This window comes from Agrobacterium larrymoorei, assembly GCF_030819275.1.
GTDB classification, from domain to species: domain Bacteria; phylum Pseudomonadota; class Alphaproteobacteria; order Rhizobiales; family Rhizobiaceae; genus Agrobacterium; species Agrobacterium larrymoorei_B.
The window spans coordinates 1,547,969-1,569,216 of record NZ_JAUTBL010000002.1 but is presented as its reverse complement, the minus strand read 5'-3'; the positions used below and the strand labels follow the sequence as shown (position 1 = coordinate 1,569,216).

The window sequence follows — 21,248 nt, the reverse complement described above, 5'->3', positions numbered from 1 at the left end:
GTTTGATGAGGTGAAGAGTGCGCGTGGCCACGCTGCCCAGGAGGAGACGTTCGCCGAAAACACGGTCAACGGATGGTTAAGCAAATGCGGCTATTGTGATTCCAGTAGCGCGTTTGAAGGCTGTTTTCAGAGTATGTGGACGAAGCATCATAAGAAAAGACGGTTCGGCCGTCTTGTTGTTCCAGCGATCACGGTCGCCTTTCTTTCCTATTTCGGCTATCATTCCATTCATGGTGATTTCGGGCTTGAAGCCATGGAGCGGCTGGAGCGTCAGCGCATTGCCAGAACCGCTGAGCGCGACAAGATCGTGAAGACCCGCGTGGCGCTTGAGCGTCAGGTGGAATTGATGAGCGATGGCTCGCTTGAGCGGGATATGATCGATGAGATTTCGCGTTACCAGTTGAATATGTCGAAACCGGACGAAATCGTGATCATGAATGGATATATGTGATTAACCTAATTTCAGTTAATCGTGGAATTTATTTTTAATTACAGTCGTTTACTTAGAATATGTGCCATGCGTTTATGGCATTGCTGTGGCGACCTTTCTTGCATATGTTACGCGCCGATCCAACCATTCTAATTCAACTAGGGAGGGATGAATGGCGCCGCGCAAAAACGCGTCTGTATCCGGCCGCAAGACAACGGCAAAGACGCCTGCCAAGGAATTCACCGGCAAGAATGCTCCGGATTTCGGCAAGGACGAAGAACTCCACGCCTATCGCGAGATGCTGCTCATTCGCCGCTTCGAGGAAAAGGCCGGCCAGCTTTATGGCATGGGCTTCATTGGCGGTTTCTGTCACCTCTACATCGGCCAGGAAGCCGTTGTCGTTGGTATGCAGATGTCGCAGAAGGAAGGCGATCAGGTCATCACCGCCTATCGTGACCACGGCCATATGCTGGCCGCCGGCATGAGCCCGCGCGGTGTGATGGCGGAACTCACCGGACGTCGTGGCGGCCTTTCCAAGGGTAAGGGCGGCTCGATGCACATGTTCTCCAAGGAGAAGCATTTTTACGGCGGCCACGGCATCGTCGGTGCGCAGGTTTCGCTTGGTACCGGTCTTGCTTTTGCCAATAAGTATCGCGGCAACGACAACGTGTCGGTGACCTATTTCGGTGACGGTGCGGCCAACCAGGGTCAGGTCTATGAGAGCTTCAACATGGCTGCTCTCTGGAAACTGCCAATCATCTACATCGTCGAGAACAACCGTTACGCCATGGGCACCTCGACCAGCCGTGCCACGGCGCAGTCGAACTATTCGCTTCGCGGCTCCGGCTTCGGCATTCCCGGTGTTCAGGTGGACGGCATGGACGTTCGCGCCGTCAAGGCTGCTGCGGACGAAGCTCTCGAGCATTGCCGCTCCGGCAAGGGTCCGATCATTCTGGAAATGCTGACCTATCGCTATCGCGGTCACTCCATGTCCGACCCGGCCAAGTATCGTTCCAAGGACGAAGTGCAGAAGATGCGCTCCGAGCATGACCCGATCGAGCAGGTCAAGGCGCGGCTCATGGAGCAGGGCTGGGCAAGCGAAGACGAGCTGAAGGCGATCGACAAGGATGTCCGTGACATCGTGGCCGACAGCGCCGACTTTGCCCAGAACGATCCAGAGCCGGATGTATCCGAGCTTTACACCGACATTCTGCTCTGATCGGGAAAGGGAAAACAATGCCAGTAGAAATTCTTATGCCCGCCCTTTCCCCCACCATGGAGGAAGGCACGCTTTCCAAGTGGTTGAAGAAAGAGGGTGACAAGGTCACCTCCGGCGACGTGATCGCGGAAATCGAAACCGACAAGGCGACGATGGAAGTCGAAGCCGTGGACGAGGGCGTCATCGGCAAGATTCTGATCGATGCCGGTACCGAAAACGTCAAGGTGAATACGGCAATTGCCGTTCTCCTTCAGGAAGGCGAAAGCGCAGATGACCTGTCGTCTTCCGCCGCACCGAAGAAGGAAGAGCCAAAGGCCGAAGCCGCAGGCTCGGGTTCTGACGCTGCCGGCGGCAAGGCTCGCGAAGCCAGCGAAGAACCGTCCGCTTTGAAAGAGACGGCGAAGGCTCCAGCTGCGCCGAAGATCGAAGTTGCTGCCGATCCGGATATTCCGGAGAGCACCGAGTTCGCCACTCAGACCGTACGTGAAGCTCTGCGCGACGCCATGGCCGAAGAAATGCGCTCGGACGAAAACGTCTTCGTCATGGGCGAAGAAGTTGCCGAGTACCAGGGCGCCTACAAGATCACCCAGGGTCTTCTGCAGGAATTCGGCGCAAAGCGCGTCATCGATACGCCGATCACCGAGCACGGCTTTGCCGGTATCGGCGTCGGTGCTGCCATGACCGGCCTGAAGCCGATCGTCGAATTCATGACGTTCAACTTCGCCATGCAGGCGATCGACCAGATCGTCAACTCTGCTGCCAAGACGCTCTATATGTCTGGTGGTCAGATGGGTGCACCGATGGTGTTCCGTGGTCCGTCGGGTGCTGCTGCCCGCGTGGCGGCTCAGCACTCACAGTGCTATGCCGCTTGGTACAGCCACATCCCAGGCCTCAAGGTCGTCATGCCTTACACGGCAGCCGACGCAAAGGGTCTTTTGAAGGCGGCTATCCGCGATCCGAACCCGGTCATCTTCCTTGAAAACGAAATCCTTTACGGTCAGAGCTTCGAAGTGCCGAAGCTGGATGATTTCGTCCTGCCGATCGGCAAGGCGCGCATTCACCGCAAGGGCAAGGACGCCACCATCGTTTCCTTCGGTATCGGCATGACCTATGCGGTCAAGGCTGTCGCCGAGTTGGAAAAGGAAGGCATCGATGTCGAGCTGATCGACCTTCGTACCATCCGTCCGATGGATCTTCCGACGGTGATCGAATCCGTCAAGAAGACCGGTCGTCTGGTCACGGTCGAAGAAGGCTTCCCGCAGTCATCGGTCGGTGACTTCATCTCCAACCAGGTTCAGCGCGCTGCCTTCGATTATCTCGATGCACCGATCCTGACCATTGCCGGTAAGGACGTTCCAATGCCTTACGCTGCAAACCTGGAGAAGCTGGCTTTGCCGAACGTTGACGAAGTCATCCAGGCTGTCAAAGCCGTCTGCTACAAGTAAGGGGAGGGCGTTTCGATGCCTATCAACATCACTATGCCTGCCCTTTCCCCGACAATGGAAGAGGGCAATCTGGCCAAGTGGCTGGTCAAGGAAGGCGACAAGGTTGCTCCCGGCGACGTGATTGCCGAAATCGAAACCGACAAGGCGACCATGGAAGTGGAAGCCGTGGACGAGGGCACGGTCGCGAAGATCGTGGTCCCTGCCGGCACCGAAGCGGTCAAGGTGAATGCCTTGATCGCCATCCTCGCAGGCGAAGGCGAAGACGTGGCTGAGGCGGCAAAGGGTGGCGATGCCGCTCCTGCCAAGTCTGAGGCAAAGGCAGAGGCTCCCAAGCAGGAAGTCAAGGCCGAGGCGCCGAAGGAAGCGAAGTCTGAAGCGGCTCCCAAGGCTGACAAGCCGGTTGCCGATCAGGCGGCTGCTGCTTCCACGCCAGCACCTGTTTCCAAGTCCGGCGAGCGTCTCTTCGCTTCGCCACTGGCACGCCGCATGGCGAAGGATGCCGGTCTTGATCTGTCTGCTGTGTCCGGCTCCGGCCCGCATGGCCGCATCGTCAAGTCGGACGTCGAAAAGGCTGTCGCGTCCGGTGGCGCGAAGGCAGCAACCGCCGCAGCACCGGCACCTGCATCGTCTGCCGCTCCGGCTCCGGTCGCTGCCAAGGGTCCGTCGGATGACAGCGTTCTCAAGCTGTTTGCCGAAGGCTCCTACGAGCTTCTGCCACATGACGGTATGCGCAAGACCATTGCTTCGCGCCTGACCGAGTCGACCCAGACGGTTCCGTCCTACACGGTGTCGATGGAATGCGAACTCGATGCAATGCTGAAGCTTCGTGCCGAGATCAACGCTTCCGCACCGGTGAAGAAGACAGAGAAGGGCGAGGTTCCGGCCTTCAAGCTCTCCGTCAACGACTTCATCATCAAGGCTATGGCGCTTGCACTGCGTGATGTTCCGATGGCGAATGCTTCCTGGACATCGACCGCTCGTGTTCTTCACAAGCACGCCGATGTCGGTGTGGCTGTGTCGATCCCGGATGGCCTGATCACGCCAATCGTCCGCAAGGCCGAGGAGAAGTCGCTGTCGGCTATCTCCAACGAGGTCAAGGATCTGGCCAAGCGCGCTCGCGACAAGAAGCTGAAGCCGGAAGAATACCAGGGTGGCACGACATCCGTGTCCAACCTCGGCATGTTCGGTGTCTCGTCCTTCACGTCGATCGTCAACCTGCCGCAGGCTTCGATCGTCTCTATCGGCGCTGGCGTCGAGAAGCCGGTCGTTCGCGGCGGCAAGATCGAAGTCGGTACGGTAATGACGGCGACCTTCGCCTTCGACCACCGCGTGATCGATGGTGCGCTCGGCGCGGAACTCGCTTCCGCCTTCAAGCGCTACATCGAAAGCCCGATGTCGATGCTGGTCTGATAAAATGGTCGAGCCGGATGCTGATTGCAGCCTTCGGCTCTTCTCCTTCTGGAGGCGGATGTGACGAAGACCGTTCTTTGCTATGGCGACAGCCTGACATGGGGATATGACGCCGAAAATCTCGGACGTCATGCCTTTGAAGATCGCTGGCCGAGCGTCCTGCAAAAGGCGCTGGGTGGCGACGTCAATGTCATCGCCGAAGGCTTGAACGGGCGTACCACCGCTTATGACGATCATCTGGCAGATTGCGACCGCAATGGCGCGACGCTGCTTCCGACGATCCTTCACAGCCATGGGCCACTCGATCTCGTCATCGTCATGCTCGGCACCAACGATCTGAAGCGTGGTATCGGTGCAGGTTCTGCGGTGGGGGCAGTCAAGGGCGTGGAGCGGCTGGTCAGTCTTATCCGGCATCATGCCTGGTCCTTTGACGATCACGACGAGCCGGAAATTCTGATCGTTTCGCCGCCGCATATTTGCGAAACGGCAAACGAGATGTTCGCCGCCATGTATGCGGGTGCCATCGAGCAGTCGACGATGATGGGTTCGCTCTATCGCGATCTGGCGGATGACAAGGGGTGCGCCTTCTTCGATGCGGCTTCCGTTGCGGTGACGACACCGCTCGATGGCGTTCATTTGGACGCCGAAAACACGCGTGCGCTGGGACGTGGGCTGGAGCCTGTGGTGCGCATGCTGCTTGGAATTTGATGTGAATTCGATTGACGCAGCGGCGCAGAAGTCGCCGTCAAAGAGATAAAGGCAGGACATAGAATGGCTCAATCCTACGACGTTATCGTCATTGGCTCCGGTCCAGGTGGTTATATTGCCGCCATTCGCGCAGCTCAGCTGGGCATGAAGGTTGCCGTTGTCGAGCGTGAACATCTCGCGGGCATCTGCTCAAATTGGGGCTGCATTCCGACCAAGGCATTGCTGCGCACGGCCGACGTGATGCACACGGCCACCCATGCGAAGGATTACGGCCTGACGCTGGAAGGCTCGATCAAGCCTGACGTCAAGGCGATCGTCGCCCGCTCTCGCGGCATTGCTGCCCGCATGAATAATGGTGTCGGCTTCCTGTTCAAAAAGAACAAGGTCGATATCATCTGGGGCGAAGCCAAGATCACCAAGCCGGGTGAGATCGTCGTCGGCAAGTCGACCAAGCCTGTCGTTCAGCCGCAGGGGCCCGTGCCAAAGAACACGCTGGGCGAGGGAACTTACACCGCAAAGCATATCATTGTGGCCACTGGTGCTCGTCCGCGCGCGCTGCCCGGCATCGAGCCGGACGGCAAGCTGATCTGGACGTACTTCGAGGCGATGAAGCCGGAAGAATTGCCGAAGTCGCTGCTGGTCATGGGTTCGGGCGCTATCGGCATCGAATTTGCAAGCTTCTATCGTACCATGGGCGTCGATGTCACCGTTGTCGAAATCATGAGCCAGGTGATGCCGGTCGAGGATGCGGAGATTTCCGCTTTCGCGAAAAAGCAGCTTGAGAAGCAGGGCATCAAGATTCACCTCGAGGCAAAGGTGGCGAAGGTTGAAAAGGGTGCAAACTCGATTACGGCCACTGTCGAGATGAAGAACGGCTTGTCGGAGAAGATCACGGCGGATCGGATGATTTCTGCCGTTGGTGTCCAAGCCAACATCGAGAATATCGGCCTTGAGGCGGCTGGCGTGAAGACCGAGCGCGGATTCATCGTCATTGATGGCTATGGCAAGACCAATGTTCCGGGCATTTACGCCATCGGCGATGTTGCTGGAGGTCCGCTTCTCGCACACAAGGCCGAGCACGAAGCCGTGATTTGCGTCGAGAAAATTGCTGGTTTGCCGAATGTTCATCCGATGGACAAGAGCAAGATCCCAGGCTGCACCTATTGCAATCCGCAGGTCGCATCCGTCGGTCTGACGGAAGCCAAGGCGAAAGAGCAGGGTCGCGAGATCCGCGTGGGTCGCTTCTCCTTTGCTGCCAATGGCAAGGCTGTGGCGCTTGGTGAAGATCAGGGCATGGTCAAGACCATCTTCGACAAGAAGACGGGCGAATTGATTGGCGCGCATATGGTGGGTGCGGAAGTAACCGAACTCATTCAGGGCTTTGTCGTGGCGATGAATCTGGAGACGACGGAAGAAGAGTTGATGCACACCATCTTCCCGCATCCCACTCTGTCGGAATCGATGAAAGAAAGCGTGCTGGACGCTTACGGCCGTGTGTTGAACGCTTGATAAATTCCCTCGTCGCTCCCACTCTCTGAGGGAGCGACATCAAGGGAGAGCGATCATGTCGATTGTTACGGAAGCCTGGATTGTTTTTCTGCTAATCGGCCTTGTGGCCGGTTTTCTCGCCAGCCTTATCGTTGGCGGTGGCGGGTTGATTGGATGCCTTCTGAGCGGCGTCATTGGCGCTTTTGTCGGTGGCTATTTGTTCAATGCTCTCGGCATCTCGCTTGGTATTGAGAATGCGCTGGTGGTGCAGATCATTCATGCGACGGTGGGCGCGATTATCGTGACGTTGATTGCAAGGCTGATCGCTTAGCCAAGCTCAGGTGACGTGGCGGGTTAAAGAAAGGGATCACGGATGGAAAGTGTAGGCTGGATTGCGGCCATCATCATCGGCGGCCTTGCGGGCTGGCTCGCGGGCAAGCTCATGGATATGCGCTTTGGCATCTTCATGAATATCGTTCTCGGCATTGTCGGCTCTGTGGTGGCAGTGGCGGTGTTGCGCACATTCGATGTCTTTGTTCAAGACAGCCGCCTCGGCTACTTCGTCACGTCTTTCCTGGGCGCAAGCCTTCTGTTATTCCTCGCCAAGCTTGTCAGGCGTTAGAGCCGCTTAGAAGCGGTAGAAGCAGGTTTCTTATGGTCACTATTCTCGACAGGATGTCCCAGCCGGAAGAGAAGCGCATCCGCCATCCGGAGAAGGCACACAAGCCCGACACGGAAGTGGCGCGCAAGCCGGAATGGATCCGCGTCAAGGCGCCCACGTCCAAGGGCTACCACGAGACGCGCGAACTGGTACGCAGCCACAAGCTGGTGACGGTGTGCGAAGAGGCCGGCTGTCCAAATATCGGCGAATGCTGGGAAAAGAAGCACGCGACCTTCATGATCATGGGCGAGATCTGCACGCGCGCCTGCGCCTTCTGCAATGTCTCGACCGGTAAGCCCAACCCGCTTGATCTGAATGAACCGGAAAATGTTGCCAAGGCCGTCAAGCAGATGGGCCTCAGCCATGTCGTCATTACATCGGTCGACCGCGACGATCTCGCTGACGGTGGGGCCGAGCATTTCGAAAAGGTGATCTGGGCAATCCGTGCGGCGTCCCCCAACACGACCATTGAAATCCTGACGCCAGACTTCCTCAAGAAGCCCGGTGCGTTGGAGCGTGTGGTTGCCGCCAAGCCCGACGTCTTCAACCACAACATGGAAACGGTACCCGGCAACTATCTGACCGTTCGCCCCGGCGCCCGGTATTTCCACTCCGTCCGCCTGCTGCAGCGCGTGAAGGAGCTGGATCCCACCATGTTCACCAAATCCGGTATCATGGTTGGTCTCGGCGAAGAGCGTAACGAAGTGCTGCAGTTGATGGACGATCTTCGCAGCGCCGATGTCGACTTCCTGACCATCGGCCAGTATCTGCAGCCGACGCGCAAACACCACAAGGTGGAACGCTTCGTGACGCCGGAAGAGTTCAAGTCCTATGAAACGGTCGCCTACACCAAGGGCTTCCTGATGGTGTCATCCAGCCCGCTGACCCGCTCGTCGCACCATGCCGGCGATGACTTCGAACGCCTGCGGGCCAATCGCGAGAAAAAGCTTCTGGCTGCTGCTGAGTAGTTGGAAACCGGGGGGCGATCTTTAGATTCACTCATACCCGCTACAGTCTTATTTTGTCGCATGTGGTACCAAAGTACGCAGTCGTTTTGTAATGCTCGTTTCACGAGCTTCGTGCTTTGATGGGACAAGATGTGCCGTTGAATTTCATTTTGCTTCCGACTGAGATCATCCGTTAAGCCAAACGGTTTCCGGTAACGTTGGGAAGGTTTAAAAGTCTGTCTGGCGCCTCTTAATGACTCCGTCTGTGATGAACTGGAGCCTCGTTGAAGGGGAGGAGAGATCCGCCAATTAGAGATAGTGGAAACTTAATTTTGCTCTTGTTATGTTTGCACCTTCTTTCCTGGGCAATGGTGTAGTGAGTTGAAGAAAGATAAGAATTTCAAATACCCGAAAAATTTGAATGATTATTATATTTTTGTTTTGGGTCGATACCCCAATAATATTAAGGAGGCGATAGTTGTTTCCTTAGTGGTTTTGTTCACCAATCCATTTTCAAATATGGCCTCTGCATGTTTTGTAGCGCTATTTGTGCTTTTATTTGCAGCCTTCTTAAGGTTTGAAGTTTTCCTCCCCACTCTCATGGCGTTCGTTGGAGTAATGGTCGTAAACCCGCGTAGGCGAATTCTCAAAAAAATCGCGCGGAAAGAATTTCCATGACCTTCAGCGCATTATTTCAGAGCTCAAATATTGACCTGTTGGCGAAGGTAATGTGAGACAATATTAAAACACTCGCAGATTTGGCCTGATAATCGTTTAATGCAACGGGAAAATACCTTCAGGCTTCGTTATATAGAATAAGGAACTTAGCTAACTCACGCCCAGTGGCATTAGAGTAGAATATGAATTCCGTCGGATTAAGCCAAGTTTCAACTTGATCTCGCGAGTTGCTCTTCAAGCAGGAACATCAACTTCCTGCTCCGTCTTCTGCTGAACCGGAGGGCCACCTTTTAAAGGCCTATGTACGGCAGGGTTTAGTTTTCTTACGTCAACTCAACGAATTTCAATTTTATGCCAAAGGCAATGTCTGATTTCGATCGCATGCGCGCGTTCTTAAACCTCTCTTACCGATCAAATATCAAGGTTTTCCGCAAAGGCGGCTCTGTCCTGAATGAAGCGGAAGCGGGCGTCCGCCTTGGTGCCCATCAGATTGTCGACGGCCTCACGCGTTCCTTCGAAATCCACGTCGTCGATTTCCACCCGCAGCAATGTTCGCTTGGACGGATCCATCGTGGTTTCCTTCAGTTGCGCTGGCAGCATTTCGCCAAGGCCTTTGAAGCGGCTGATTTCGATTTTGCCGCGGCCCTTGAACTCGGTTTCCATCAGCTCCGCTCGGTGGACGTCGTCACGTGCATAGGCGGACTTTGAGCCCTGCGTGATCTTGTAGAGCGGCGGAACGGCGAGATAAAGATGGCTGCCGCGAATGAGTTCCGGCATTTCCTGATAGAAGAAGGTGATCAGAAGCGACGCGATATGGGCGCCGTCGACGTCCGCATCGGTCATGATGATGATACGCTCGTAGCGCAAATCCTCATCGCGGTACTTGGTACGCGTGCCGCAGCCGAGCGCCTGAATCAAGTCGGCGATCTGCTGGTTGGCGGATAGCTTTTCGCGGCTTGCGCTTCCGACGTTCAGGATTTTGCCACGTAGCGGAAGGATAGCCTGGTTGGCGCGGTTGCGTGCCTGCTTTGCAGAGCCACCAGCCGAGTCACCCTCGACGATGAAGAGTTCGGCGCCTTCGGCGGTGTTCTGCGAGCAGTCGGCCAGCTTGCCCGGCAGGCGCAGCTTTCGCACGGCGGTCTTGCGATTGACTTCCTTTTCCTTGCGGCGGCGCAGACGCTCCTCGCAACGCTCGATCACCCATTCCAAGAGCTTCGCGGCTTCGGCCGGGTTGCCGGCGAGATAATGATCGAACGGATCGCGCAGCGCGTTTTCGACGATGCGTTGCGCTTCGACGGTTGCGAGCTTGTCTTTGGTCTGCCCAACGAATTCCGGCTCACGAATGAACACGGACAGCATGCCGACAGCCGAAATCATCACGTCATCTGTGGTGATTTCGCGGGCACGCTTGTTCTGCGTCAGCTCGGCATAGCTCTTCAGCCCCTTGGTCAGCGCGATGCGAAGACCGGCCTCATGGGTGCCGCCTTCAGGGGTGGGAATGGTGTTGCAATAGGAATGGATCTGGCTGTCGCCACCATACCAAGTGACGGCCCATTCCAGCGCGCCGTGACCGCCTGTCTTTTCCGTTCTCCCTGAGAAGATTTCGCGGGTGACGGTAAAATCCTTGCCAAGCGTGGCCGAGAGATAGTCTTTCAAGCCGCCAGGGAAGTGGAAGACCGCCTTTTCCGGGATTTCACCGCCTTCGGGCACCAGACCAGGGTCGCAGCTCCAGCGAATTTCGACGCCGCCAAAGAGATAAGCCTTGGAACGCGCCATGCGGAAAATGCGTGCGGCCTCGAACTTGGCATGGTCGCCAAAGATCTGCGCATCGGGATGGAAGCGCACGCGGGTTCCGCGGCGATTGTGAACATCGCCCAGTTCTTCCAGTGGTCCTTGCGGAATGCCGCGCGAAAAACGTTGGCGGTAGAGCTTGCGGTTACGCGCAACTTCCACTTCCAGCACATCGGAAAGCGCATTGACGACGGAGACGCCCACACCGTGCAGACCGCCGGACGTCTCATAGGCCTTGCCATCGAACTTGCCGCCGGCATGCAGCTTGGTCATGATAACTTCGAGCGTGGACTTGCCCGGTACCTGGGGATGGTTTTCGACAGGGATACCGCGACCGTTATCGCTGACGGTCAAAAAACCTTCGGCGTCGAGATGCACTTCGATGAAGTTGGCATGACCTGCGACCGCTTCGTCCATCGAGTTGTCGATGACTTCGGCGAAGAGATGGTGCAGGGCCTTCTCGTCGGTCCCGCCAATATACATGCCGGGACGCGTGCGCACCGGCTCCAGACCTTCCAGAACGCGAATAGACGATGCGCCGTAGTCATCGCCCGACGAAGCGACAGGTGCGGGAGCCGTTTTCGGCTGCGCGACTGCCTTGGCAACTGGGGTCACAGCAGGTGCGGCTTCCCGCGGTTCTGCTTCAGCGCGGCTAGCTGCGGGAAGGCCGGAAAAAAGATCGTTGCTATCGTCCATAGGTCCAGTTCAATCAGATTTTGCCCGGATTTTGTCCATGCGAGCAGACAGGGTTCAGACACCGGTACAGGTGTCAGGCTACTCCAGCAGGGTACAAAGGGCTGACGTTCAACGCGAAGGATTGCGTTGCAGCAGCCCGGATGGCAAGACTTGTGGCGCAAATGAAACGGTTCCTCAAGGCATGTCCACAGCTCTTTTCACCTTTTGTACTCTTTTCTGCCTCTCTGTTGCAGTGATGCCCGCTCAAGCTCAGACCGGTGGCGGGCCGCTGAAGCCCTTCAAGGATGATCTGTTCTCAAATCAGACAGTGTTGTCCACAGGGGATGGCGGTGCCTCTCAGGTGATCGACTACCAGGAAATGCGTGACATCAACGGGCGTGACGATACCCCGGAACGGCGGGTGAAGCGGCAATATGTCGATCTGGCGCCGAAGCGTGTGCAGGAGATGGAGACCGTTTCCGTCGCAGGACGGTCCATCGATGTGGGACGCGTCGGTCAGCCCAGCGGGCAGGCTTTCACCGTGATCTTCATCCATGGGCGGGGCGGCGACCGGCGGCTTGGAATGAACGACTATACCTTCGGTGGCAACTTCAATCGGCTGAAAAATCTCGCTGTCGAAAACGGCGGAACGTATTACGCGCCGAGCGTGAAAAGTTTCGATCAAAACGGCGTTGCGGATATAGCCGCGCTGATCTCGGACGCGAAGGCGAAATCAGGCGGCAAGCCCGTCATTCTCGCCTGTGCTTCGATGGGCAGCTTCATCTGCTACGGCGTTAGCCGCGATGCTGCTGCGGTCGCCAATCTCAAGGGTATGGCCCTTCTCGGTGGCGCGGTCGATCCTGATTTTCCAAAGAGTGCGTTCATCAAAGCAAAGAAGCCTGTCTGGTTCACCCATGGCAGCCAGGACAGTGTCTACTCGGCCGATCAGCAGGGCTCGACCTTTCGCGGATTGTTGAAGACGGGCGTGCCTACGCGCTTCACGCTCTATCAGAGTGGAACCCACGGCACTCCTGTCCGCATGACCGACTGGCGCGCAGTTCTCAAGTGGATTTTGGCCCATTAGATCGAAAATCTCGTCATTCACGGTAGGTTTTGTACGAAATTCACCAAATTTCGAACCAAAACCTTGCTTTTTCGGGCGAATTCCTGTCGCTGTCTCTTTGAGAAGACACTGACAACAGTAAACAGGAATGATCGCTCAATGACCCCTGATATTCGCCCGCTCGTCGCTGGAAACTGGAAGATGAACGGAACGCGTGCCTCGCTTGATCAGATCAAGGCGATGGCTGAAGGGGTGAAGGGTCCGCTTGCGGAAAAGGTTGAGGCGCTGATCTGCCCGCCTTCGACGCTTCTCTATGTGGCAACCGCGCTCTGCGACGACAGCCCTTTGAAAGTCGGTGCGCAGGATTGCCACCAGAACGCATTCGGCCCGCATACGGGCGATATCTCCGCAGAGATGATCGCCGACTGCTTCGGGACCCATGTCATCGTTGGCCATTCCGAGCGTCGCACCGACCATGCTGAAACAGACCACCTCGTGCGCGCGAAAGCGATAGCTGCTTATGCGGCCGACCTCATTGCCATCATCTGCATTGGCGAGACTGCGGGACAGCGCAAAGCCGGCCAGACGCTCGACGTCTTGAAGCGCCAGCTCGATGGTTCCTTGCCTGATGAGGCGAGGGCCGCCGATACGGTGATCGCCTATGAGCCTGTGTGGGCGATCGGCACAGGGCTGACGCCAACGGTTGATGACGTCCGCGAAGCGCACGCCTTTATGCGCGATGAGCTCGTCAAGCGCTTCGGCGCCGAGGGCAGGGGCATGCGCATTCTCTATGGTGGCTCGGTCAAGCCGTCTAACGCCCTGGAACTCATGGCGATCGAGAATGTCGACGGCGCCCTCATCGGCGGCGCCAGCTTGAAAGCCTCCGACTTCCTGTCCATCTATGCAGCTTACGAGCAGTTGACGGCCTGACTTTTTCGGAAAAGCAGCCAGGCTTTCGGTTCCCGGGGGCTTGGAATACGCTGTCGCCTCATGTAAAGAGCCGCAAACTTCTTCATTGTGCTCCTGATGGGGCATGGAATGGATTGTCATGCAGAACGTACTGATTGTTATTCACCTCATGATCGTGCTGGCGCTTGTCGGCGTGGTCCTGATCCAGCGTTCCGAAGGCGGCGGCCTTGGTATTGGCGGCGGTTCGGGCTTTATGTCCGCTCGCGGTACTGCTAATGCGCTCACCCGCACGACGGGTATCCTCGCGGCTCTGTTCTTCGCGACATCCCTCGGCCTTGGTTTGCTGACCCGCTACGAATCGCGTCCAACAGACATCCTGGACCGCATTCCGGCACAACAGGGGCAAGGCAACGGCATTCTCGATACGCTTGGCCCGTCCTCGACGACGCCTTCCACGCCTTCGCAGGCTCCAGCGAATAATGGCGTTCCGTCCACAACGAATGGTGCGTCCAACCAGGCACCTGCTACGACGACCCCAGCCGCTCCCGCTGCAGGTGGCGCAGCTGCTCCGGCACCGGCGCAGCAGCAGGCTCCCACGAGCGACGGCGTTCCGACCGGCGGCTAAACCGGTTGACAGACTGACACTTCGGCAGGCAAGCGCATGAGCCTTTGTTGAAAGACAAGGACCATGCGCTGCCTTAGAGTTTTTCAGCGCGTTTTCGTGCCTTAGGCCGCCGCGTAAGAATGCCTGCCGGTTTTCTTTGTTTACGTTCCAGCCACGTCCCAACGCGTCATCAACAGATGATTTCGCGATCAATGAAATTGGGGCTGGCGGAATCATCTATTAAAAGGTAAGCGGTGACTCCCATGGCGCGATATGTATTCATCACAGGCGGCGTGGTATCCTCCCTTGGGAAGGGCATTGCGGCCGCGGCACTCGGAGCGTTGTTGCAATCCCGTGGATATCGGGTGCGGCTTCGCAAACTCGACCCCTACCTCAATGTCGATCCCGGCACCATGAGCCCCACCCAGCACGGTGAGGTTTTCGTGACCGATGATGGCGCGGAGACGGATCTCGATCTTGGCCACTACGAACGCTTTACCGGGCGCTCCGCAACCAAGACCGACAACATCACCACGGGTCGTATTTACAAGAACATCATCGATAAGGAACGCCGCGGCGATTATCTCGGTGCGACGGTTCAGGTCATTCCGCATGTGACCAACGAGATCAAGGATTTCGTCACCGAAGGCAATGACGATTACGACTTCGTCATCTGCGAAATCGGCGGCACGGTTGGCGACATCGAGGCAATGCCCTTCATGGAAGCCATCCGACAGCTTGGCAACGATCTGCCACGCGGCACGGCGATTTATCTTCACCTGACATTGATGCCCTACATTCCCGCGGCTGGCGAGTTGAAGACGAAGCCCACCCAGCACTCAGTGAAGGAGTTGCAGGCGCTCGGTATTCACCCAGACATTCTCTTGGTTCGTGCCGATCGCGAAATTCCGGAGGCGGAACGTCGCAAGCTTTCACTGTTCTGCAACGTGCGTCAGTCCGCCGTCATCCAGGCGCTGGATGTTGCGAATATCTATGATGTGCCGACGGCCTATCATAAGGAAGGCCTCGACAATGAAGTTCTGGCCGCCTTTGGTATCGAGCCTGCACCAAAGCCGCGTCTGGAGCAGTGGGAAGAGGTCTGCAATCGGATCCACACACCGGAAGGCGAAGTCACGATTGCCATCGTCGGTAAATATACCGGCCTTAAGGATGCCTATAAGTCGCTGATCGAAGCACTGCATCACGGTGGCATTGCCAATCGCGTGAAGGTGAAGCTCGAATGGATCGAGTCGGAAATCTTCGAAAAGGAAGATCCCGCACCCTATCTCGAAAAGGTCAACGCTATCCTCGTTCCAGGTGGCTTCGGTGAGCGCGGTTCTGAAGGCAAGATCCGTGCGGCTCAGTTTGCCCGTGAACGTCAGGTTCCCTATTTCGGTATCTGCTTCGGCATGCAGATGGCTGTCGTCGAAGCCGCGCGCCATCTGGCGGGTATCGAGAAGGCATCGTCGACCGAGTTCGGTCCGACACAGGAACCTGTCGTCGGTCTCATGACCGAATGGGTCAAGGGCAATGAACTCGAGAAGCGCAACGCAAAGGGCGATCTCGGCGGCACGATGCGTCTTGGCGCCTACAAGGCAGCGCTCAAGAAGGATACCAAGATCGCTGACATCTATGGCTCGACCGACATTTCCGAGCGCCACCGCCACCGTTACGAGGTGAACGTGGAGTACAAGGATCGTCTGGAAAATTGCGGTCTGGTGTTCTCCGGTATGTCGCCGGATGGGCTTCTGCCGGAAACGGTGGAGTATCCAGATCACCCGTGGTTCATCGGCGTGCAGTATCACCCCGAACTCAAGAGCCGCCCGCTCGATCCGCATCCGCTCTTTGCAAGCTTCATCGAAGCGGCATTGGTTCGGAGCCGTCTGGTTTGATAGGCCGGATGTAAGGAAATAGAGATTGAAAGGCCGCAGCAATGCGGTCTTTTGCTTTTCAGGCGAGGGAGTGCGTGATGTTGAAGCTGGACCATTTGGCGATTATCGCTCCGTCACTGGAGGCTGGAGCCGATTATGTGCGCGCTACGCTCGGCGTCGACATGCCGCAGGGTGGTAAGCACCCACAGATGGGAACGCACAATCGTCTGCTGCGTCTCGGCACGGATGTTTTTCTGGAAGTGATTGCTGTTGATCCGGAGGCCGAGCCGCCAAAGAGACGCCGCTGGTTTGGGCTTGATGATTCGGTCGCCGTTCAGGCAGCCTGGGATGAGGGGTGGCGGCTAGGCGGTTGGGTGACACGCACCAGCGACTTTGCAGGCGTCCTCGCCCGGCACGGCGATTTACTTGGACGTCAGGAGACGGTGTCGCGTGGAGATCGTGAGTGGCTGTTTGCGGTGGCCGATGATGGATCTCTGCCCTGTGGCGGTGTAGCGCCTTCGGTGATGGACTGGGGTGTGCGAGGAAATCCCGCGCCATCGATGCCGGATCTCGGCTTCCAGTTGAAGAATTTCCACATCCAGCATCCTGAGGCGGCTATGGTTGGAAAGCTTTATGCAGACCTCGAGATCATTGACCCTCCGACCGTGATCGAAGGAGAGCATTTCCGCTACTACGCTGAGATAGACACTCCCAACGGCGTCAAGCTCATCGGTTGATGTGTAACCATCCTTCTGGCGAACCTCTGTTTGTTTATGTTCAACAGGCGATAAAGTAGTTCTTAATATTAATATCACGTCAGAACAAAAATATGTGATCGGAGTTTACTGCTGAATTTGAACGCCAGCGCGCGAGATCAACAGCATGTTCACCAAACTCCTCCCGCTTTATACGCTCCCCGCGATCTATCTTGGCGGCGCAGTGCTGACCTTGCATCCAGCCGTCGTGCACGCACAAGACGCATCTGCCGTTCCCGTCACGGTCTACAAGGCGAAGGTTGAAGAGATCGACAAGGTCATCAACGGTATCGGCACTGTGGATCCGTTGCAGAGCGTCACGGTAAGGCCGCGGATCGACGGTCAGGTGACGGCCATTCGCTTCTCCGAAGGCCAGATGGTCGAAAAAGGCAGCGTCCTGCTGACGCTGGATGATCGCGAACTTTCATCGGCACTCACTTCTGCGCAGGCAAAGAAGGCGCAAGACGAGGCGCAGTATAATAGTGCGAAGACTGAAGCACAGCGCTATGCATCGCTCGCCGAAAAGGGGGTCGCGTCGGCCTCCACCCTTGAACAGAAGAACGCCTTAAGCCAGCAATACGCGGCCGCCGTCCAATACGACGATGCGATGATCAAAAGCGCTGAGACTCAGCTCGGCTTTGCAACCGTGATCGCCCCGATCTCGGGGCGCACCGGTTTCAAGCAAGTCGATGTGGGAAGTGTAATCAGCGCAAGCTCTACGGATGGTATCGTGACGATCACACAGATGGATCCGATTGCCGTATCCTTTGTCGCGCCGGGTGACAGGTTCGGCGAGATCCGTCAGGCGCTCAGTGAAAAAATCGCGGCGGTCACCCTGATTACCACGGATGGAAGCCACGTCCTGGCAAAGGGCCAATTGACGACAATGGATAACTCGGTCGACGCCTCCAACGGCTCCATCCATCTCAAGGCGATCTTCGACAACGGCAACGGCGCTCTTTGGCCCGGGCTACCGGTCGCGACGACGCTCACAGTCGAGCACAAGAGTGGTGTTGTCGTTCCCGACAAGGCTCTGGCAAGAGGACGTGACGGGCTCTACGCCTATGTCGTCTCTAAAGATAACAAGGTGGAAAAACGCAACGTGAAGACGGCCTTCGTGACCGATGCAAGAGCGCTGGTGACAGACGGTATCAAAGAAGGCGAAGAGGTTGTCATGGATGGCCAATCGCGGATCGGCAACGGTGCGATTGTCAGCGCCACACCTTGGACCGGATCGCCGACGGGTGAACTCGCCGAGAAGGCGAACTAACGATGAAAAACGATCAGGACCAGAACCGCACGTCTAGCTTCTTCGATTTCTTCATCCTGCATCCGGTGGCAACCGGGCTACTGATGACGGGCATTTTCCTCGTTGGCGCGATCTGCTACCCGTTCATGCCGGTTTCAGCGCTTCCGCAGATCGATTTTCCGACCATTCAGATTGCTGCCAATCTCCCTGGTGCTTCGCCGGAAACCATGGCCTCCAGTGTCGCGCAACCGATCGAACAGGCGCTCTCGCGTGTCAGCGGGATCACCGAGATGACGTCGAACAGCTCGCTCGGCACCACGTCGATTACGGTGCAGTTCGATCTCGATAAGAATATAGAGACCGCGGCAAGCGACGTGCAGACCGCGATCAGCGAAGCGGCGGGTGAGCTTCCCAAAGATATGACGTCTCTCCCCACGGTGCATAAGGCAAACCCTGCTGACGCGCCGATCATGCAGCTTTCGGCAACGTCAGATACGCTGACCCTACCGCAACTCGACGAGTATATTGAGCGCAACGTTGCTTCGAAAATCGGTCAGGTCTCAGGCGTGGCCTTCGTCAACATTGGCGGAAAGCAGAAACCGGCCATCCGCATCGCTGTCGATCCAGGTCGCTTGGCACAAGCCGACGTGACGATGGAGGATGTCCGCACCGCCATCGGCAATCTCAGCCTTAGCGCGCCTAAGGGGAACATCGACGACCCGACACGCACCTTTCCGATCTACACGAACGACCAGATTTCCAGCAGCGCGGAATGGAACGACGCCGTCATCGCCTATCGAAACGGCGGGCCGGTGCGCATTCGCGATATAGGGCAGGCGACGGACGGTGCGGAAGACAGCAAGATGGCGCACTGGACGAATGGCGAGCGTGGGATCGCGCTCGACGTTTTTCGCCAGCCAGGCGCGAATGTGATTGCTGTCGTCAATGCGGTGAAGGAGCAATTGCCCGCACTTCAGGCCTCGCTGCCGCCCTCGGTGAAGCTGGAGCTGGTGACCGACAGGACAACGACGATCCGCGCCTCGGTGACGGATATTCAATTCACGCTTATGCTGACCATTGGTCTCGTCGTTGTCGTCATCTTTCTTTTCTTGCGCAACCTGCGCGCGACACTCATTCCTGTGCTGACGCTTCCGATTGCGCTTGCGGGATCGCTGGCGCCTATGTGGCTTCTTGGCTTTAGTTTGGACAATCTGTCGCTCATGGCGCTGGTTGTCGCCGTCGGCTTCGTCGTCGATGATGCGATCGTCATGTTGGAGAACATTACCCGCCACATCGAAGACGGGGTTGAGCCGAAGCAGGCAGCGCTCCAAGGCACGCGGGAGATCGGCTTTACGATCGTCTCGATCAGTCTCTCACTCATTGCCGTTCTGATCCCTATTTTGTTGATGGGTGGCATCATTGGTCGCCTGTTTCGGGAATTTGCCGTGACGCTGACTGTTGCGATCGTCATTTCCGCCATCGTCTCGCTGACGTTGACGCCGATGCTGGCGTCCAAATTCATCCGCCCAATTGAAAAGGATCAGCGCAGCCGTTTCTATCTGGCGGGAGAAGCATTCTTCGACGGTTTGACGGCGCTCTACATTCGGAGCCTAAAGCCAGTCATCCGACACCGCTTTTTGACGCTCCTCATTTTTCTCGCGACTATTGCAGTCACTGGCTATCTGTTTGTCGTCGCGCCCAAGGGATTTTTTCCGGAGCAGGATACAGGGTTCATCGCTGGTCTTTCACAGGCTTCTCCCGACATATCCTTTACCGAGATGGCGAAGCTTCAGGAGCGTGTCAGCGAGATCATCATGAAAGATCCCGCCGTCTACAGTGTCTTCATGGACATCGGCGGTGGCAATGGTGGCAATGCGCTAAACCAAGGCCACGTCAATATTACCCTGAAGCCTCTGGAAGAACGTGATGTCAGCGCAAAACAGGTGATCGACAGGCTGGGCGCGGCCTTAAATGCGCAGCAGGGTATCAAGCTCTTCATGCAGTCGGCACAGGACATCAACATTGGTGCGCGCCCGGCGAAAACCCAATATCAGTTTACGCTCCAAGATGCCGATATCGCGGAACTGAGCAACTGGTCGGATAAAATCACCAGCAAGCTCTCTGGGCTGCCCGAACTGCGCGATGTCGGAAGCGATCAGCAAGCGGAAGCACCCAACCTGACGATCAAGATCGACCGCGCGGCAGCAACGCTTTACGGCGTGCTTCCTTCCACGATCGACGAAACGCTTTACGATGCATTCGGTCAGCGCCAGGTTGCCTCCTTCTCCAGTCAGACCGACACTTTCCGCGTTATTCTTGAGGTCTTGCCCGACTTGCAGCGAGACATTGCCACGCTCGATCGTCTCTCGGTCAGAGCAAGCAACGGGACGCTTGTTCCGCTTTCTGTGGTGGCGAAGTGGACGACGGACGGAACCTCTCCGGTATCGATTGCGCACCAGGGTCAATCGCCAGCGGTCACTATCTCGTTCAATCTTGCCCCCAATGTCGCCCTGGGGAATGCGACGGCTGTGATTGAAAATGCCGTATCCAACATGCATCCGCCGGGGTCACTTCAAACATCATTTTCCGGTAGCGCGAAGGCCTTCAAGGATTCGCTTGGCACCATACCTCTGCTCATCCTGGCGTCGCTGGTTGTCGTCTACATCATTCTCGGCGTGCTCTACGAAAGCCTCATCCATCCGCTAACGATCCTCTCGACTTTGCCTTCGGCGGGTATTGGCGCGCTTCTGGCCTTGCAGGTGGCCGGCTTCGACTTTGGGCTGGTAGCCATGATCGGGGTTATTCTGTTGATCGGTATCGTCAAAAAGAATGGGATCATGCTGGTCGATTTCGCCATCCAGGCGGAGCGAGAGGAGAGATTGTCGAGCGAGGAGGCGATCGTCAAAGCCGCTCAGATGCGTTTCAGACCGATCCTTATGACGACGATGGCAGCTCTTTTGGGTGGCATACCGCTCGCTCTTGGTCACGGATCCGGCGCGGAACTTCGGCAGCCGTTGGGCTATGCCATCGTCGGTGGCTTGATGGTCAGCCAGGTGCTCACGCTCTACACCACTCCCGTCATCTATCTTTTGCTCGATAAGCTAAGGCGCAGGAATGATGAGCCCGCTGGCGATGTCGCGACTGCCTGATCAACGGGATGACGTGCCGGAGCCAGCGTTAATCCACCGTGGGTCTAAGAGAACAGTGTCTTTCGTAAGCTTGGGAGACAAGCGTCTGCCGCTTTCGCTGAATAGCTCCTTAACGATACGCTACGCCCGGCTATGATTGCCGAAGAGTAGAACGCCGCATGTGAGATCGGCTTGAACACGCACTGTGAAGCTCACA

Annotated in this window: 17 protein-coding genes; 16 read left to right on the top strand and 1 reads right to left on the bottom strand. The window is 56.9% G+C overall.

The annotated features are described in order from the left end of the window. The first annotated feature begins 133 nt into the window (after window positions 1-133). The 9 genes from QE408_RS16310 (at window position 134) to lipA (ending at window position 8,329) form a co-directional block, all read left to right on the top strand. Window positions 134-451, top strand: coding sequence for an FtsB family cell division protein (locus QE408_RS16310; RefSeq protein WP_062427380.1), 318 nt, complete (start codon window positions 134-136; stop codon window positions 449-451). Window positions 452-602: 151 nt separating this feature from the next. Then, window positions 603-1,649 carry a pyruvate dehydrogenase (acetyl-transferring) E1 component subunit alpha gene (gene pdhA / locus QE408_RS16305; RefSeq protein WP_062427379.1) on the top strand — a complete coding sequence of 349 codons (1,047 nt, stop codon included), beginning with the start codon at window positions 603-605 and terminating at the stop codon, window positions 1,647-1,649. Window positions 1,650-1,666: 17 nt separating this feature from the next. Next, window positions 1,667-3,094: a pyruvate dehydrogenase complex E1 component subunit beta gene (locus QE408_RS16300; protein ID WP_306932977.1), complete on the top strand. Its 1,428-nt coding sequence runs from the start codon at window positions 1,667-1,669 to the stop codon at window positions 3,092-3,094. Window positions 3,095-3,109: 15 nt separating this feature from the next. Beyond that, entirely contained in the window at window positions 3,110-4,504 is a 1,395-nt protein-coding gene (locus tag QE408_RS16295) for a pyruvate dehydrogenase complex dihydrolipoamide acetyltransferase (protein WP_306932976.1), read from the top strand. Between the two features lie 60 nt (window positions 4,505-4,564). Beyond that, the gene (locus tag QE408_RS16290) at window positions 4,565-5,212 is read left to right on the top strand and encodes an SGNH/GDSL hydrolase family protein (RefSeq protein WP_306932975.1); all 648 of its coding nucleotides are present in this window, start codon (window positions 4,565-4,567) and stop codon (window positions 5,210-5,212) included. A 63-nt stretch (window positions 5,213-5,275) separates the two neighbouring features. Then, window positions 5,276-6,721 (top strand): dihydrolipoyl dehydrogenase, encoded by a 1,446-nt coding sequence (gene lpdA, locus QE408_RS16285; protein WP_306932972.1) that lies wholly within the window; start codon window positions 5,276-5,278, stop codon window positions 6,719-6,721. A gap of 55 nt (window positions 6,722-6,776) precedes the next feature. Further along, window positions 6,777-7,031 carry a GlsB/YeaQ/YmgE family stress response membrane protein gene (locus QE408_RS16280; RefSeq protein WP_306932970.1) on the top strand — a complete coding sequence of 85 codons (255 nt, stop codon included), beginning with the start codon at window positions 6,777-6,779 and terminating at the stop codon, window positions 7,029-7,031. A 42-nt stretch (window positions 7,032-7,073) separates the two neighbouring features. Next, window positions 7,074-7,322, top strand: coding sequence for a GlsB/YeaQ/YmgE family stress response membrane protein (locus QE408_RS16275; RefSeq protein WP_042619429.1), 249 nt, complete (start codon window positions 7,074-7,076; stop codon window positions 7,320-7,322). Between the two features lie 32 nt (window positions 7,323-7,354). After that, entirely contained in the window at window positions 7,355-8,329 is a 975-nt protein-coding gene (gene lipA / locus QE408_RS16270; RefSeq protein WP_062427372.1) for a lipoyl synthase, read from the top strand. 1,068 nt (window positions 8,330-9,397) lie between these two features. Here the strand turns inward: lipA and parE are convergent. After that, complete coding sequence (gene parE, locus QE408_RS16265) at window positions 9,398-11,473, bottom strand: DNA topoisomerase IV subunit B (protein ID WP_306932960.1); 2,076 nt, start codon at window positions 11,471-11,473, stop codon at window positions 9,398-9,400. Between the two features lie 181 nt (window positions 11,474-11,654). Between parE and QE408_RS16260 the strand changes: the two genes are divergently transcribed. From QE408_RS16260 to QE408_RS16230, 7 genes are all read left to right on the top strand, one after another. After that, window positions 11,655-12,536, top strand: a complete 882-nt coding sequence (locus QE408_RS16260; RefSeq protein WP_306932959.1) for an alpha/beta hydrolase — start codon at window positions 11,655-11,657, stop codon at window positions 12,534-12,536. A 138-nt stretch (window positions 12,537-12,674) separates the two neighbouring features. Continuing rightward, entirely contained in the window at window positions 12,675-13,445 is a 771-nt protein-coding gene (gene tpiA / locus QE408_RS16255; protein ID WP_306932958.1) for a triose-phosphate isomerase, read from the top strand. Between the two features lie 118 nt (window positions 13,446-13,563). Further along, the gene (secG, locus tag QE408_RS16250; protein ID WP_306932956.1) at window positions 13,564-14,049 is read left to right on the top strand and encodes a preprotein translocase subunit SecG; all 486 of its coding nucleotides are present in this window, start codon (window positions 13,564-13,566) and stop codon (window positions 14,047-14,049) included. 242 nt (window positions 14,050-14,291) lie between these two features. Beyond that, window positions 14,292-15,920, top strand: a complete 1,629-nt coding sequence (locus QE408_RS16245; protein WP_306932954.1) for a CTP synthase — start codon at window positions 14,292-14,294, stop codon at window positions 15,918-15,920. Window positions 15,921-15,997: 77 nt separating this feature from the next. Continuing rightward, complete coding sequence (locus tag QE408_RS16240) at window positions 15,998-16,636, top strand: VOC family protein (protein ID WP_306932952.1); 639 nt, start codon at window positions 15,998-16,000, stop codon at window positions 16,634-16,636. A 145-nt stretch (window positions 16,637-16,781) separates the two neighbouring features. Further along, window positions 16,782-17,924: an efflux RND transporter periplasmic adaptor subunit gene (locus QE408_RS16235; protein ID WP_306932950.1), complete on the top strand. Its 1,143-nt coding sequence runs from the start codon at window positions 16,782-16,784 to the stop codon at window positions 17,922-17,924. A gap of 2 nt (window positions 17,925-17,926) precedes the next feature. Continuing rightward, on the top strand, window positions 17,927-21,052 hold the full coding sequence (locus tag QE408_RS16230; protein WP_306932948.1) for an efflux RND transporter permease subunit: 3,126 nt from the start codon (window positions 17,927-17,929) through the stop codon (window positions 21,050-21,052). Window positions 21,053-21,248: the final 196 nt, after the last annotated feature.